The sequence below is a fragment of the Paracoccus aurantiacus genome (assembly GCF_007993065.1).
GTDB classification, from domain to species: Bacteria; Pseudomonadota; Alphaproteobacteria; order Rhodobacterales; family Rhodobacteraceae; genus Paracoccus; species Paracoccus aurantiacus.
The window spans coordinates 988,648-1,006,444 of record NZ_VOPL01000001.1; the positions used below are offsets into that span (position 1 = coordinate 988,648).

At 62.7% G+C, this 17,797-nt stretch carries 7 protein-coding genes; all 7 read left to right on the plus strand.

Going from position 1 to position 17,797, the window contains the following annotated elements:
• Positions 1-248 precede the first annotated feature (248 nt).
• The 7 genes from FQV27_RS04850 to FQV27_RS04880 all read left to right on the plus strand — a co-directional run bounded on the left by FQV27_RS04850 (position 249) and on the right by FQV27_RS04880 (position 17,708).
• On the plus strand, positions 249-1,805 hold the full coding sequence (locus FQV27_RS04850; RefSeq protein WP_246132994.1) for an OpgD/OpgG family glucan biosynthesis protein: 1,557 nt from the start codon (positions 249-251) through the stop codon (positions 1,803-1,805).
• 3 nt (positions 1,806-1,808) lie between these two features.
• Positions 1,809-3,923, plus strand: a complete 2,115-nt coding sequence (mdoH, locus tag FQV27_RS04855; protein ID WP_147096675.1) for a glucans biosynthesis glucosyltransferase MdoH — start codon at positions 1,809-1,811, stop codon at positions 3,921-3,923.
• On the plus strand, positions 3,920-5,032 hold the full coding sequence (locus tag FQV27_RS04860; protein ID WP_147096676.1) for an OpgC domain-containing protein: 1,113 nt from the start codon (positions 3,920-3,922) through the stop codon (positions 5,030-5,032). Before mdoH ends, FQV27_RS04860 begins: the two co-directional genes overlap by 4 nt.
• 183 nt (positions 5,033-5,215) lie before the next feature.
• Entirely contained in the window at positions 5,216-6,292 is a 1,077-nt protein-coding gene (locus FQV27_RS04865) for a DUF475 domain-containing protein (protein ID WP_147096677.1), read from the plus strand.
• Between the two features lie 161 nt (positions 6,293-6,453).
• Positions 6,454-7,713 carry a hypothetical protein gene (locus tag FQV27_RS04870; RefSeq protein ID WP_147096678.1) on the plus strand — a complete coding sequence of 420 codons (1,260 nt, stop codon included), beginning with the start codon at positions 6,454-6,456 and terminating at the stop codon, positions 7,711-7,713.
• A gap of 6 nt (positions 7,714-7,719) precedes the next feature.
• Positions 7,720-9,978 (plus strand): M23 family metallopeptidase, encoded by a 2,259-nt coding sequence (locus tag FQV27_RS04875; protein ID WP_147096679.1) that lies wholly within the window; start codon positions 7,720-7,722, stop codon positions 9,976-9,978.
• Positions 9,979-10,097: 119 nt separating this feature from the next.
• Entirely contained in the window at positions 10,098-17,708 is a 7,611-nt protein-coding gene (locus FQV27_RS04880; RefSeq protein ID WP_147096680.1) for a hypothetical protein, read from the plus strand.
• Positions 17,709-17,797: the final 89 nt, after the last annotated feature.

The window sequence follows — 17,797 nt, forward strand, 5'->3', positions numbered from 1 at the left end:
GGTGGCAAGTGGGCTGACAGAGCGTATTTCAAACCTGACAATAACTGTCAACATAAACGCCGGCCCCGCTTGCGACGACGATTGCATCGCAACGCCGCGCAGCCGATGATAACACCTTCAGACTGGCGTAAGATGATGCTAAAGGGTCGAATTTCCGCCCAAATGTTGTTAGGATGAACGCGATTTCTTGCCGTTGCCGCGGGGATGCCATAACACACGGGTAACAGCATTATGCCGGATCTATCAGCGTGAAACGTCGTAACTTCCTCGGGACCATGTCGGCGGTCATCGCACTCGGGCACAGCTCGGGCGCGCTTGGGCAAACCTCGCCAGCCGATGCGGAACCTCAACCGTCGACCGAACCGGCAGCGCCATTCGGCTTCGAGAGCGTGGCCGCCATTGCCGCCGGTGTCGCATCGCGGGACTGGGAATCGCCTGCCGCGCCGCTGACCGGACCTTTCAAGGACATCGGTTATGACGCCTATCGGGCGATCCGCTTCAAGCGTGATGCGGACCCATGGAAGGATATCCCCGGCTTCGGGCTTGATCTGCTGTCGCCGGGAATGATCTTTTACGAGCCGGTGCGGATCAATATCGTCCGCGACGGCGTTCCGCAGCCAATGCCCTTCGATCCGTCGGTCTTCGATTTCGACCCCGCGCATTTCCCGCCCGATGCCGCGCAGTCCAGCCCCGACGAGATGGGCTGGTCGGGGTTCCGCATCCGCAGCGCGCTGAACAAGCCTGACATTCTGGACGAAATGGCGGTGTTCCAGGGCGCCTCTTACTTCCGCGTTCTCGGGCGCGGCAGCCTTTATGGGCTGTCGGCACGGGGGCTTGCTATCGGCACCGGCACCGCCGAGGGCGAGGAGTTTCCGGTCTTCCGCGAATTCTGGATTCACGATCCCGACCCGGTGACGGGCACGATCACGATTCAGGCACTTCTGGACAGCAAATCGGTTTCCGGCGGTTACGAATTTGTCATCGCCCCCGGCGCGGAGACCCTGCTGACCACGCGTGTCGCCCTGTTTGCACGGCGGGAGCTGACGAATTTCGGTGTGGCGCCGCTGACGTCGATGTTCTGGTTCGGACCTGCGGATGCCGCCGGACAGGACGATTACCGTCCGGCCGTGCATGACAGCGACGGATTGCAGATGGAGACAGGGGCCGGTCAGTGGCTTTGGCGTGTGCTGTCCAATCCGGCGAAGCTTCAGATATCTGCCTTCGTCGATGACGGACCGCGCGGCTTCGGGCTGATACAGCGTCCGCGAAACTTCGAGGAATATCAGGACGCCGAAGCGAATTACGAAAGCCGCCCTTCCGCTTGGATTCGCCCGATGGGGGATTGGGGCAAGGGCAATGTCTCGCTGATCGAAATCCCGGTCGACAGCGAGTTCCACGACAATATCGTCAGCTTCTGGCAGCCCGCCGCGCCGCTTGAAGCCGGCAACCGTACGGATTTCGCATATACGCTCGGTTTTGGAAACGACGTGATCGCGCCGACGACGCTCGCGCAGGTCGTCGCGACCCGCTCGGGCGTGTCCATCAACAACAAGGGCGCGCGCAGCTTCTTTGTCGACTTCGACCTTACCCCTTTCGACGGGCGGGACGATCCTGCGATTCAGGTCAATGCGACAAGCGGCACGGTCGAGCATCCGTATCTGCTGCGGCTGCCGGAGCATGGATTGATGCGGCTGGCCTTCGAATACAAACCCGACGGGGCGGCGATGGCCGACATCAGCGCCGTGCTGAAGGAAGGCGAGACGAACCTGACCGAAACCTGGCTGTTTCGCTGGTCCGAGGGCTGATCGGTGACGAACCCGGCTGAGAATACGCCGCAGGTGCACCGTGCCACGCCTGCGAGGGACGAACCGAGCGCCGCGGTCCCGCCCGATGCGCCGCTGGAGATGCCAGTCCAGGATTTTCGCGCAGCACCGCCCCCCGGCCCCGGCTTCCAGCGCCCCGCGCTGGAGGTGAGCATCGCGCGGCTGATCGCGTTCGGCGGCGCGCTGGCGGTGACGGTGCTGGGTGCATGGCAGATGTGGGCGGCTTTCGGGACGAATATTCAGCCCATGCAATATGTGCTGCTGGTCCTGTTCACGATCACCTTTGCCTGGATCGGTTTCAGTTTCTGCTCGATGCTGGCCGGGCTTCTGGCACCGCAGCACAGCACGCCTGCAGACGAAGGTGATGCCCGCATCGCGATCGTGATGCCGGTCTATCACGAAGACCCTTCCGAGACGATGGGCCTTCTGGCCGCGCTCGCCGACGAGATTGCAGCCGAAGGTCTGGGCGCGCGTACCGAGATCTTCGTTCTGTCCGACAGCCGCGATCCCGACAGTTTCGCGGCCGAAGCGCTTGCGGCGGGCAAGCTGCGCGAGGCCGCGCCGATCCCGGTCTGGTATCGTCGCCGCATCGAAAATACCGGTCGCAAGGCAGGCAATATCGCAGAATTCGTGCGTCGCTGGGGCGGGCGATACGATCAGATGGTCGTGCTTGATGCCGACAGCGTCGTGTCTGGCGATGTCATCAGGCAGATGTCGGCGCGCATGTCCGCCGATCCGGCGCTGGCACTGATCCAGACGGTGCCCGTGCTGGTGCAGGGCCAGACCATTTTCGCGCGCGTGATACAGTTCGCGGCCCGTGTCTATGGCCCGGCGGTCGCGCGCGGTGTGGCGGCATGGTCTGGCGATAACGGCAATTTCTGGGGCCATAACGCCATGATCCGGGTGCGCGCCTTTGCCGAATGTTGCGGCTTGCCGGAACTGCCGGGTCGTCCGCCCTGGGGTGGAACGGTCCTGTCGCACGATTTCGTCGAAGCAGCGCTGTTGCGCCGGTCCGGCTGGAAGGTGCGGCTCGACTGGGATCTGCGCGCCAGCTATGAAGGCAGCCCGCCCACGCTGCTGGACATGGCAGTCCGCGAGCGTCGTTGGGCGCAGGGCAATTTGCAGCATGTGCGCGTTCTGGGTGCGCGGGGATTTACCGCGATTACGCGGGTGCATTTCCTGATCGGTATTCTGGGATTCCTGATGAGCCCGATCTGGCTTGCGCTCATCATCTCGGGCCTGATCCTGACCGCCTATGTGATCCTGTCGAGCCCGGTGTATTTTCCCAGCACTTACCAGCTTTTCCCGGACTGGCCGACCTTCGACGCGCGGCGCATGATCTGGCTGCTGGCCGCGTCGGCGGCGCTGCTTCTGCTGCCCAAGGCCATTGCCATCGTGCGCGCCTGGCGGCGTCCGCTTGCGCAGAATTCCGGCGGCAAGCCGATGGTCGCGCTGAGCGCGGTGTTCGAGATCATCATGTCGGCGCTGATTGCGCCCGTGCAGATGCTGATCCAGACGCGGCAGATCTCGGAAATCCTGATGGGCCGCAGTTCCGGCTGGGAAAGCCAGGTCCGCAAGGGGTCCATGCCCCCCTGGGGCGTGGTTCTGCGGCGCCACTGGATTCACGTCCTTGCGGGTCTGCTGGTCGGCGCGCTCATCGCCTATCTGTCGCCCGCGCAACTGATATGGCTGGCGCCGATCCTGATCGGGCTCGTTCTCGCCCCCCTCACCTCGCGGTGGAGCGCGTCTGCAGTGCTGGGGCGTTGGGCGCGTGCGGCAGGGCTTCTTGTCACCCCGGAAGAACGCGACGTCCCGCCGATCCTCAGCGCCGCGACCACGCAGGCCCGGCATCTTCGGGTGCCTGCCGACGCAACGGCGGAACTCGGGCGCGATCCGGCGGCGCTTGCGAGCTATGTCTCGATGGTGCCGGTCATGCCAGAACGCCCGGTTTCGAAGCGCCTGCCCGAGATTTCCGCAAAGGCGAAGATCGGTGTTGCGTCCAGCCAGACCGAAGCCCTCGGCTTTCTTGACCGTGCCGAGCGGAGCGCCTTGCTGAACGACCCCGAATTGCTTGAACTATGGGCGCGGCTGCCACAATGAACCGAATTCTGGCGCTCGATATGCTGCGCGGCTACGCGCTGGTTGCGATCATGCTCGACCATATGCCGGTCGGCGTGCTGCGCGGCTATACGCTCGCGAATTTTGCGGTCTTCGACGCGGCAGAGCTGTTCGTCCTTCTGTCGGGCTTTCTTGTCGGCCTCGTCTGGGTCGCGATCGAGGCCAAGCAGGGACGCCGCGCCGCCCAGTGGCGCTTTCTGCGCCGCGCCGGGCAGGTCTGGCTTGCGCTTCTGGCCGGCGGCATTCTTCTGGCGCTGCTGTCTCGCGGTCTGCTTGAAGCAGGCTTTCCGCACACCGCCGTCTGGACTGAATATGCCCGCTGGATCATCGAATTTCCGGTCGGCTATATTGTCACGCTCGCCACGCTCTGGATGCAGCCGAACCTGCTGGATGTGCTGGCGCTGTATGTCATCCTGCTGGCGTTTGTCCCGCTTACCGTGCCGCTTCTTCTGCGCTACCCGTTCGCCTTCGCGATCTGTTCGCTGGCGCTGTGGGCTGTCTCGGGTCCGCTGAACGAGGCGCTGCCCAATCAGCGCGTCGAAGGCGGACTTCTGTTTAACCCCTTCGGGTGGCAGGTGCTGTTTCATACCGGCATCGCGATGGGTGCCTTCCGCAAGCAGCTTATGCCGTTCCTGCTGCGTTACCGGACATGGCTGACCGCCATTGCGACGGTGATCGTGCTGTATTCGCTCGCGATGGCGCAGCTTTGGCGCTACGGCCCCGAAGCCAAGGCCATTTCGAAGATGCTGTGGGAGCTGGTCGGACCCGTGAACAAATGGGGTCTGGACGAGATGCGCTATGTCTCGATCATAGCCGCAAGCTGGCTGGTGGCTGTGCCGCTGGCGCGTCCGCTTGCCTGGGTGGCAGAAAGCGCACCCGGCCGCGCGCTGGCGCTGATCGGGCGCGGCGGGTTGATAACTTTTGTCGCCTGCGTCCTGCTGTCGGTTCTGGGCGATGCGCTGATGAACACGCCCGGCATGACAAGCTGGGTGCGTCGGCTTGCGGTCGATCTGTGGACCATCGGCGTGCTGTGGCTGGTCGGCGTCTATGCGCAGGGCTATGGCCGTCGCAAGAAGGCCACAAAGCGCTAGCAAAACCTTGCCGCCAGCGCCGCTCTGGCCAGGAATCGCTTGCAAATTCGTGACCGGCAGCCCATCTGTCGCAGCATCCGCGGACCTGCGGATAAGCCTGGTGACCGGGCCCCTCTGGCGGATGTGGCGGCACATTCGTGATGTCGGCACTTAATTCGTGATCCGCCGCAGGGGGAGTCTGCCATGCAGACCGACAACGCCGCAGCATCCGTGAAGGGGATGCTGCACTATTTCAAATGGGCATTCATCGTTACCGTAATCGGGCTTATGCTCGGGGCGGCGCTTGGCTGGCAGATGACCGGAACGGTCGGCGGAATGCTGGCCGTTTTCTTCATCTGCGCGGTGCTCGCCGTGCTGGAGATCTCGCTCTCGTTCGACAATGCCATCGTCAACGCGAACAAGCTGAAAGACATGACGCCGAAATGGCAGCATCGCTTTCTGACCTGGGGTATCGTTATCGCCGTTTTCGGGATGCGGATTGTCTTTCCGCTTCTGATCGTGGTGATCGCGGCCAAGATCGGCCCGTGGCAGGCCATGGTTCTTGCCGCGTCGGAACCCGAGGAATACGCCCGTATCATGCATGATGCGCATCTGCCGATCGCGGCCTTCGGCGGCACATTTCTGATGATGGTCGGGCTGAGCTTCTTTTTCGATCACGAGAAAGAGGTCCATTGGGTGCGCTGGCTTGAACGCAGAATGCAGAAATACGCCACGATCCGCGGAATCGAAGTCGCGATCGCGCTGGTAATGGTTCTGGTCTTCGCGCGCTTTCTCGAACCCGCGGAATCGCAGATATTCTTCAAGTCCGCGATTTGGGGGCTTCTGACCTTCCTGCTGGTCGAGGTGCTTGGCGGCCTTCTGGACAGCAGTCAGGAAATGATGACGGCCGGCGCAAAGGGCGGTATCGGCGCGTTCCTTTATCTGGAGGTGCTGGATGCCTCGTTCAGCTTTGACGGGGTGATCGGGGCGTTCGCGCTGACGCAGAACCTGTTCGTCATCGCCATCGGCCTCGGGATCGGTGCGATGTATGTGCGCTCCATGACCATCATGCTGGTCGAGAAGGGGACGCTGACGCAGTATCGTTTTCTGGAACATGGCGCGTTCTACGCGATCATCGCGTTGTCGCTTATCATGTTCCTGCAAAGCTTCGTGCATATCCCCGAAGTAATTACCGGCCTTGGCGGGGCGGCGCTGATCGGTGTCTCGCTCTGGTCCTCGATCCGCTGGAACCGCGTTTTCGGCGTGTCCGAGGCGCATTGACCTCGGTGAACCGGCCGGTCGCAGCGCGCGCCCGGCCGGTCCGCAATGCCTCACCGGATTTTCATTGCCCGCCCAAGTTGCAGGGTTCAACGGGACAATCAGCTCTGCTAGAACGGAACGATTAGCGGAGAACCCGGCCCATGCGGCATGCTGTTTTGGCTATGAGTTTGTTGACGAGTGCGCTTCCCGGTCCGGCCCTGTCGGAGAACCGGGGCGATGTCGCAATTCCTGACGCCGGGGACGATTTCGCCACGACGCTGAAGGGCATCGCCGACCGCTCGATCCGCATGATTTACATCGACGCTCCTCCGGTTGCGGGCGACCCTGCCCCGGCCGCGCCCGCACGCCTTGCCGGGCGTCCGCCAGCGGCGCCCGTGATTGTCGTCGCCAACAGTTGCGGCTGGCAGGATCCGGAAGCGCAGCTTGGCGCACTTCGCCAGCGTTTTCCCGGCCCGGTCTGGCTAGTGCAGCCGCAGGGTGCGGATTGCAAATCCGATGAGATTGCGTCGGTCGCTCGCAAGGCCACGAATGCGCCGGCGCGTGACCGGCTTGCCGTGCTGATCGGCGGCGGCATGACGCTGTCGGGAATCGGTCCTTCGACTGGCGAGGCGTCGGCAACCGCCGGTCAACGCGACCCGAACCCGGCACAGAATGCGGCCGCGTCACTTGGCGGCAAGCTGGTGATCTCGGCCTTGCCGCCCGGCGCAGCGCTCAGCGGGGCGCCTGCCACGGTGATCCGCGCCAGCGCCCCTGCCGCGCCGCAGGCAGTTGCGACACAATCCACCACATCAGTCGCGGTTCCCGCCACCCTGCCCCGCCGCGCCGACCAGCCCGAGCCCGCGATCATCGTCGGAGAGCTGGCCAGCCTTCTCGGTGCGGACAAGCGCGGCGAAATGGGTGTCCCGCGCGAGGTGCGCGACCGCATCCGCCAGATTGACCCGGACTTTTTCGACACGATGATGAGAGACGGTCGTTTCGACCCGCGCGGCGAACAATATGCCGCCGCGATCCAGACCGAGCTTCAGCAGATGAATTGCTATAGCGGTGCGATCGACGGTGATTGGGGCGGCGGATCGCTGAGCGCGCTTCAGCGCTATTTCAGCACGCTTGGCAGCGCCCAGGCCGCGACGGTGCCCGGCCCGGCGCTTTACCGCCAGATCATCACGAACAAGTCCGTAACCTGCCCCGCACCCCGTGTCACCACGCCGCGCGCGCAGCCGACGACGGTATCGACCAGCCCGCGAAGAACTGGCGGTGGCGGCAGCCGCAGCACGCGCACAGAGAACACGCCGCGCGTGCAGCGCACGCCCACGCAAAGGCAGCCGAGCCAGCAGCCTGCTGCGACACAAGCCGCGACGACGGGCGGACCCAGGATCGACCCGAACCGCGTCGGCGGGCTCGGCTCGGGTGTGCCGCGCTAGATCGCCGTGGAGGTCGACCCCCGTTTTCGCCAGATGGGCCGGACTGCGCGCAGACGCAGGCGCAGGGCGGGGGCGCTGCGTGGCGGTATCGCATCGGTCGTGGTGCTGGCCGTCGGCGGGGCTTTGGTCTGGCAGTTCTCGCCCCGGATCACGGATCTGTGGACGCGGCTGAACGGCACCGACCAGATGACGCAAGTCGCCGATGAATTCGACATCGCCCCCGTCACACCCGGCGACGGATTTACAGACGTGCCCGGCGATCCGATGATTATCCCGCGCATGGAGCAGGACGAGGCTGCGGCTGGCAAGACAGTCATTGCGCCGCAAGCCCTGATAAAAGCGAATGCCGATGCGCGCGTCGGGATGGACCGCGCGGGAGAGCTGTCGGTGCTGAATACCGAATTGCGCGCACCCGATCAGATCCTCGTCGCGTCGCTTCCGACGACCCGCGAGGAATTCGCGATGTTTCAGGCAGAGCGCAGCCGCGCGCGCCGCGCGGCCGAAGACGCGGCAATCGCAGGTGCCGATGCGACCGGCGCGCAAGCTGCGCTCGCGGCTATTGATGAGCCTGCCGTCTCGGGCACCGTCTATCTTCGCGAACCGGCCTACCGCACGCCGATCTGGACCGACAGCGTGGTGCGGGTCACGACGCCGCGCAGCCTTGCCGCGATTCTGGCCGAGAGCGGCCAGAGCGAAGACGACGCGGCCCGGATCAGCCAGCGCATGGCGGCAAGCTTCGATCTGGGCGAGACGATCGCACCGGGCAGCCTGTTGATGATGCGCTATCGTGGCGAGGGGGACTCTCGACAGCTTATTCAGCTTAGCCTTTACCGACCAGGTGCATATATCGGCTCGATGGGGATGGCGGCGTCGGGTCAGCTTGTGCCCGCCGCAGACCCCTGGGCCGAACAGCAGCAGGTGACAGAGGTTCTGGCAAGCGATGCACAGGATGACTACAAGCCGCAGCGACTGCTCGACATGATCTATTCCGCGGCGCTGAGATCCAATCTCAGCCCCGAAGAAGCCGGCTCGGCGCTGGCGATGATGGCCAAGATCCACGATCTCGACGGGTTTGCCGATCCCGCAGACCGGCTTACCGTGATCCGCGAAAAAACCCCGCCGGGGCTGACAGGTCAGGTCTTGTTCATCGGCGTAAGCGGGCCGTCGGGCGACAAGCCCTGCTACATTGTCGGCGAAGGCGCAGAAAAGGATGCCGGTCCCGGCTGCTTCACGCGTCAGAGCGTTGCGGCCGATGCGTCGGTCGCCAGCACACTGATCCCGCCGGTTTCGGGTATCGTCACGCAGCGCTTCGTGCCCCTGACCGGCGCCGAGGCGGCAAGCGGGTCCGGGGCGCAAGCCGCAGATCTTCAGCGCGGCCACGTCATCTGGTCTGCGCCGCAAGGCAGTCCCGTGCGCGCGGTCGCAGCGGGTCGGGTCACGGCCATGACGCTCGACCCTTCGGTCGGAGCGTCGGTCGAGATCACCCATGACGATGGCAGCATCTCGCGCTATCGCGGGCTTGGCAGCATCGCCGAAACCGTAGTGCAAGGCGCCGAGCTCGAAGCTGGCGCGCAGATCGGCACAGTTGGCAGGCTGCCCGGCCAAAATCAACCGGGCATCGCCTTCCAGCTTGTCGTCGCAGGCGCGGCGGTCGATCCGTCGGCGCGCCTTGGCGGGGCCGTCGAGGCACGCGGTTCCGGCGCTGTCGAGGCGCTGATCGGACGGATCATCCATGTCGAAAGCGCCGGCAATGCACGCGCGAAGAACCCGCTTTCGACTGCGTCGGGTCTGGGCCAGTTCATCGAAAGCACATGGCTGCGGATGATGCGCACCTATCGGCCAGACCTGCTGTCCAGCATGACGCGCGGCGAGGTTCTGGATCTGCGCTTCGATGCCGGTCTGTCGCGCGAGATGGTGCGCCATCTCGCGCAGGAGAACGAGGCCTATCTGCGTGCGCGCGGGCATCAGATCACGGCCGGGCGGCTGTATCTGGCGCACTTCCTCGGTCCCGCGGGTGCCGATCAGGCATTGCGCGCCGATCCGGCCAGTTCCGTCGCGGCGGTCATGGGCCAGGCGGTGATCCGGGCGAACCCGTTCCTGCGCAGTTACCGTATCGCGGACCTGCAAAACTGGGCCGAGCGCAAGATGAGCGGCGCGCGCGCGGTTGCGGGCGATTCCGCCCCAGCGGGTGTTACAGAGGCACCGGTTTCGCCCGAAGTGCGCGCCTTCATCGCCGCGATTGACCAGATTCGCCATGCAATTTGAACGGGTTGTTCCAGCACCGACAAATCAGCGCACAAAACCTTGTGATCCGTAAAATCTTCGCGATACTAAGGCGAATTATTTCTGCCCATTGAATGCTGTTCAGACGAGACCGAGTAACCATGTCCCCTCGCCTTTTGACTGTCTCTCGCGCCGCGCGCCACGCCTCTCTGCTTCGCTCCACCGCACTGATATCTCTGCTTCCGATGATCGGTTCTGCGCAGCCCGGTCAGGCACAGGTCTATCTCGATAACGCCAATACCGATCCGACCAGTTACGAGGCAGTGGACGGCAACTGGGGCGCGTCGGATGCGATCTGGTATGACGTGGCGAGCAGCAGCTATACGACGCTGTCGAATGGCGGCATCGCGGTTCTGGGTGATTTCGCAGGCGGCAATACCAGCGCGACGCTTACCGTGGTGGGCACGATTTCAGTCGATGAAATCCGTGTGAAACAGACCGGCTTTACGCTGACCGGCGGCAGCTTCCAGGGCACCGGGTCAGGGCTGACCTTTGCGCGCGCGGACACCGTGGATGCAGAGATTTTCGTCGGCACAGCGCTGAACGCCTATCTCATCGTCGATGACGGCATAACGCTGACCTATAGCGGCCAATCAACCGGCATGACCAATGCCGATGTCCGGACAGGCGGCGTACTGAATGTGACCGCATCGGGTATCACGCAGGGCAAAATGAATGCCGGAGGGACCGTCAATATCGCCGGTCAGCACAGCGGCAATGTCGATATTCTTGGCAATACCGACAGTGTGGTGCGTCTGGCAGGCGGGACGATCACAGGTTCTGTCGTGAATTATGGCGCATTGTCCGGCAGCGGCACCGTCATCGGCAGCGTCACCAACAATATCAGCGGGCGCGTATCGGCCAACAGCACGACCGGCGATCTGGAGATTCAGGGCGGGGTCGCGAATTCCGGTGCGGTCTTTGTCCAGTCCGGCGCGACGCTGAAGGCCGATGTGACATCGACCGATGACGGCTTCGTTTATATGGAGGACGGAACGCTGGACGGTAGCGTTCTGAACGAGGGCGATTTCAACGTCGTGGCATCGGGCGGCGTGGTAACGGGCGATTTCTTCAATCGCACCGACACGAATGCCAGCGGCAATGACGGGCTGATCTATTCGGATGGCAGCACAGACCGAACGCTGACGATCGATGGCCGACTGACGAATAACGGCCGGATCGTCTCTGGCTGGGGCGGCGGGAACAGGTATCTCACGATAAATGCCGCCGAAATCCTGCTGCTCGGGAATTCCTCTATTGATGACGATGTGATCCTGCGCGGGACCGAAGTCGTTCAAAGCACGGTCGATATCCTGACCTACAGCCGCCTGCGCGAAGGCGCGGTGGATGGCGGGGTCCGAAATCAGGGCACGTTCAATATCTATGCAGGCCTGAGCGGCTGGAACGGTGCCTCCGGGTCCAACCTGGAATTTTACGACATCGCCAACGAAAGCACGTTCAACATCTATGGCGGCGGCTTCGTCGAACGGCTTGACCAGTTTGATAACCGCGCGGGCGCTACGCTGACCCTGTCGGGCGGATCGTCAATCGAGGCGAATACGCTCGCTAACCGCGGGATCGTCAATAATGGCGGCGAGCTTCGGGCGAATGATGATGACCCGGCGGGCATCGCGATCACCAACTATACCGGCGCGACATTTGGCAATAGCGGCTCGATCACGGGCAGCGTCGTCAACGAAACCTTGGCGACCCTGAACAACAGCGGCACCATTACCGGTCCTGTCAGCAACGCGGCAGGCGGCGACCTGACCAGTACCGGCACGATCAACGGAAACCTGGACAATAACGGCAAAGCGCGTTTGGCCGGCACGATCAACGGCTTTTTCGACAATAGCGGTCTTGATGTGCAGGTCACCGGCAATCTTGGCGTCGCCGATATGATCAATACCGGCCGTCTGGACATCAACGGCGCGGCGACACTGACCTCTGCCAACAAGATCGAGAATACGAACGTCCTGAATGTGTATGGCGGGCTGAACGCCGACGCGTTCAACAGCGGGATCATCGCCAATACCGGCACGATGACCGGCAGCTACGACAATCAGAACGGCGCGACGATTACCAATGCGAATCGTATCGCAGGCAATGTCGTCAACCGCGCTGGCGCGACGCTTAACAATAACCTGAACAGCACGATCACCGGCTCTGTCGATAACATGAGCGGTGGTCAGTTGAACAACTCCGGAACGATCGGCGGATTTGTCGCGAACCGCGCGGGTGGCACGCTTTCCAGCACCGGCACCCTTGGCAGCCTGGATAACGATGGCGCCGCGACCATTTCCGGCACTGTTACCGGCAGGTTGGATAACAGCACGAATACGCTCGATCTCGGCGGCGATTTGAATGCGGGTTCCGTGGTCAACAGCGGCACGCTTGACGTTGACAGCAACATCACCCTGTCCACCACCGGCGGGACGCGCAACAGCGGTACGCTGAGCGTTGCGGGTGAACTGGCCAGCAACGTCGTCAACAGTGGCACGCTGGTCAACGACAACACGATCAGAGGTTCGGTCGACAATCAGGCAGGTGGCTCCGCACAGAACAACAACCTTATCGACGGAAATGTGGTCAACCGCTCGGCCGTGGGTCTGGTCAATGACGGGACGATCACCGGTTCGGCAGATAACCTGAGCGGCGCAGTGCTGACGAACAATGACAGCATCGGCGGCACGGTCGCCAACCGCGCTGGCGCGCAGCTTATCAGCAACGGAACGCTTGGCGGGCTTGCCAATGACGGTGCGGCATCGATCTCTGGCGCGGTCACCGGCGAGCTTGAGAACAGGTCGGCCGGGCTTGTTCTGACCGGCGATCTGGATGTCGGAAGCCTGGTCAACAGCGGAACGTTCAATGTGGACGCTGCCCGCGAGGTCACCTCGTCTGGGCAGATCACCAATACCGGCACGATCAGCGTCGCCGGAAGGCTGAGCACCGGCACGCAGCTTGTGAACAACCAGACTGTCAATCTCAGCGGCACGCTGACGGGTGACGTTCTGAACAACGATCTGGTTTCGCTGAACAGCGGCAGCGTGATCGGGAACGTGACGAATAAAGGCACGGTCTGGCTGACCGGCGGGTCGAATATTTCGGGCGATCTGACGAACAGGGCGACCATCACCGGCGCTTCGGACGCGACGACGCTTGATGTGACAGGCACATTCCTGAACGACGGCGTGGTCAATGTCGAACCCGGCAAGAACCTGACAATCACCGCAGGCACGCTGAAATTCGGGGCGGGTTCGCAGGTCGCGAATACCGGCGTGACGCTTTACGGCAGCATCTCGAACAGCGGCGTTCTGACCTACGAGACGGCTGCAACGCTGAACAATGGCGGACTGACAAACGAGGCCAGCGGCGAGGTCACGGTCTCTGCGGCGCTGAACGCGAACAACTATAACATCACCAATTACGGTGATTTCCGCGTTACGGCGGACAGCAATTCGACCGGCAACCTGTATAATGTCAATGTCTTGACCAATGCCGGGAACGGGACTTTCGCCATCGACAGCACCGGCACTGTCAGCGCGAACCAGACCAATGTCACCGGCGGCGTCATGACCATCGCCGGATCGCTGACCTCTCCGCTGACGACGACCGCGAACGGGACCGTTCATATGGCCGGCGGCACTGTCACCGGCACAGTGAACAATTACGGTGTCCTGCGCGGTGGCGGAAATATAGACGGGACGCTGACCAATTACGGCACAGCCGGGATCGGCAGCGGACGCACGCTGATCGTGAGCGAGCCTGTCATCAACCGCAAGACGCTTGATATTGCGGGCACGCTTGATGCCGGGCTGTTCAACGCGCAGACCGCGACGACGCGGCTCGACGGCGGCACGATCACCCGCAATGTCAGCAACGAAGGCAATATCAGCGGAACCGGCACCATCCGGCAAACCCTGAACAACAGCGGCACTGCGAGCCTTGGCGGCTCTATCACGACGCTGAACAATGAAGGGCAGTTCAGAACGAACGGCAATCTTGACGTCAACGACCTGACAAATACCGGCACATTGACGATTGCCGATGCCGACAGCCTGAACTCGGCAACGAAGGTCACGAATGACGGCGTGATGAATGTTGCCGGAACACTGGCCGCGACCGAGTTCGAGAACGCAGCCCAGAAGACGACGCGCCTGATTGGCGGAACCATCGCCAGCGATGTGACCAACAAGGGCGGGTTGAGCGGCAATGGCACGATCACCGGAACGCTGGTCAACCAGGGCACCGCGATCCTTGCCGGCTCCTTGCAGGCCGTGCGCAACAGCGGAGTGTTCGCGACCGCCGGCGATCTGACGGTCGCCTCGCTCGGCAATAGCGGCACCGTGCGGGTCGAGGCCGGAGATCTGCTGCAGGGTTCGGTGAACAATCTTGCGAATTCGCGGACGGTCATGGCCGGCGGGACGATTGCGGGCGACGTCCTGAATGCGGGCATCCTGCAAGGGAGCGGTGCGGTCAACGGCACGGTGACGAACAACAATGTCATGTCAGTCGCCGCGGATGACGTGCTGGCGGTCAACACGACCAAGAACGCGCGCAACCTGACAATCGCCGGGCAGTTGACCGGGCAGGTTGACAACCTGACGGCCGGCACGACGACGCTGCGCGATGGCGGCGCCATCGTCGGCACCGTGAACAATCAGGGCACCCTGCGCGGAAGCGGTTCTGTCACCGCGGTGAACAATACCGGGACGGCCACGATCAGCGGCACCGTGCAGCAGTTCAACAATGCCGGCACGCTGACGACCGCCGGAAATCTTCGCGTCGGGACGCTTGCAAGCAGCGGGATCGTGAATGTCCTGGGCGGTGACAGGCTTTCGACGACGACGACAAGCAATAGCGGAACAATGAATGTCGCGGGTGTGGTGTCCGGCGATCAGATCAACAACTGGAAGCGCGGCAAGATCGTGCTGAACAGCGGCAGGCTGATCGGACCTGTCCAGAATCAGGGCACGATCACGGGGACTGGCACACTGTCAGGCCGGCTTACGAACAGCGGCACCGCGACGATCGGTGGCAAAGCCGCTGACGTGGACAATAGCGGGAAGCTGGATGTGCTCGGCGCGCTTTCGGTCAATTCTTTGGTGAACCGGGCAAATGCCAGCGTGGCGATCGGGTCGGGCGACGTCCTGACCTCGGCCAGCAATGTCGCCAATGACGGCACAATGTCGATTGCCGGGACGCTGAACGCATCGCTCGCGAACGGCGGAAATGTGACGCTTTCGGGCGGCACTATTTCCGGTGCGGTCGTCAATGACGGCAGCATGACCGGCAGGGCCACGATCAACGGCGCCCTGACCAACCGCGGCACAGCGACGCTCGCCGGCAGGCTGTCCAGGGTCGACAACCGCGCGACGCTCAGCACGTCCAACAGTCTGGGCGATCTGAAAGTCACGAGCCTTGCCAATAACGGCACGCTGAATGTCGGTTTCGGCACTGTGCTGACGTCTGACAGCCGGGTAACGAATGCTGGTCGTGCGACGGTCGACGGGACGCTCGCCGCCGATGTCACCAACGGGGTACGCGGGACGACCATTCTGCGCAACGGGACCATCAAAGGCGATTTCGACAACCTCGGCACGCTGAATGGCACGGGCCGGCTGGACGGTACGCTGACGACACGCACCGGATCGACCACCAATCTGGGCGGCACCATAACCGGTAATCTGGAAAACCGGGGCGGAAACATCGACTTCAGCCGTGACCTGACGATCGAAGGCCGGATCATCAACTCTCGTGCGCTTGCGAACAATACGGCGCTGACGCAGCGTTCGCTGAACGCGTCGTCGGTTGTCGCCGCGACCGGCCCGAATGGCGTCGTTACAATCCGCAAGGGTGCCACGGTCAAGGTCGCGAAGGGTACGACAAATACATCAAGCGGGACGCTGAACGTGCGTGGCACGCTGGTCAGCGATGTCGTCAATAGCGGCATCTACCTGCAGACCGGGACATTGAACGGCGATCTGGGGCTTCTTGCGGGAAGTGCCTCGCTTGGCGGCACGGTGACCGGCAATGTCATATATGGCGACGATACGCGCGGCGGGGGGGTGCTGAGCCTTTCCGACGGGCTGAGGATCGGTGGAACGCTGGCGCTGAACCGCAACTATGCGATCGCTGACGGCCTGACCATAAACGCCGCCTCGACCGAGATCGCCAGCGGCCGCACCCTTCAGCTTGGCGGGACATTGAACGGCACTGTCAGGAATAACGGCACGCTGAAGGTTTCGGATGACGCTGCCACGATCAGCGGCAACCTGCGCAACGCCACTGGCAGCACGGTTGATCTGCGGAATGGCAGCACATCGACCGTTCTGCGCACAGGCGGTTTGTCAGGTGCCACCAACATCGCAATGGACATCACGACAGAAGAGCTGACCTCGGACCGGGTGGTCGTATCGGGTGGTGCGACCACCGGCACGGTTCATCTGAGCTTCAGCGACAATGTCGGGGTGACCGGCTCGACCATCGGCGACAAGACCACGGTGCTGGAGGTCGATGACAACTTCGGTGGTACGAACAATTTCAGCTACAGTTTCGACCCCATCGGCCAGGCATCCGAGAAAATCGTCTTCTCGGTCGATCAGGTCGGCGCGGACGGCGATCTGGTGCTGGTCAGTCAGCTTAACCCGGCCATGGGCGCGATGTTTGCCAACGTCACCCTCGTCCAGTCGCTGATCGGTGCGGTCGTCAACCGCCCGACCAGCCCGTTCGTGTCGGGCCTTGTAACCGATCCGGGCGAGAAGCCATGCGGGATCGGCGGCTGGGGCCGTGCGACAGGCGGTAATGCCACCGTTCGCGGCAAGACCAACAACCAGATCAGCGATCTGGATAACGAGGTATCGGCGGATTATTACGGCATGCAGGCCGGCATGGATCTGGCGTGCTTCGACAATCGCTTCGATGGCTGGAACATGGCCTTCGGCGTGCTTGCCGGCGTCAACATCGGCGATTCCTACCAGCCGATCTTTGCCGTGGACGGAACCAATTCGCAGGCCACGACGAACACGCTCGCCAGCATCACGACAACGGACTTCCAGCAGGTTTATGGCGGGGTCTATGCAACGGCCAGCAAGGATCGCTGGACTGCCGACCTGCAGTTCCGCGTCGAGAACACGGATTTCGAGCTGAAGAACAAGCCGGTATCGTCGCAGGCAGGGCTTGGTATTGCCGATCCGGATTTCGGCAGCAAAGGTTACACGCTTTCCGGCTCGGTCAGCTATTCGATGCCGATCGCGAAAACCGGATGGAACTTCACACCGACCGCAGGTTTCGCCTATTCGAAATACAGCACCGACGACATTATCTTCGACGACAACTTCCTGATGACGTTCGAAGATTCCGAACGCAAGATCGGCTTTCTTGGCGCGACCGTCAGCAAGGCCTTCGTCAATGTCGAGGCGAACTCTGCTCTGCAGACCTTCGCGACGGGCACCTATTACAAGGATTTCGCGGATTCGGCGGTGTCGCGGCTGTATAACGACACCCTCGAAGGGTTCGAGACGCAGACGATGACCTCTGAAAACCTCAAGGAATTTGGCGAGATCAGTGTGGGCGCGAGCTATGTCAAGGTTCTTGATCCCGGCCGGGCCGGCGGCGGGCGCCAGTTCTCGGCAAGTGCGCGCATCGACGGCCGCTTCGGCAGTGCGATCGACAGCGTCGGCGTAACCGGCCAGATCCGGTGGCAGTTCTGATTGCATACGGCGGACAGTGATTTAGTCTGCGGGGCTGATCCGGGCAGACCCATCCTGCCCGGCCTGGTCGATTTCATTACCTGGGGAGA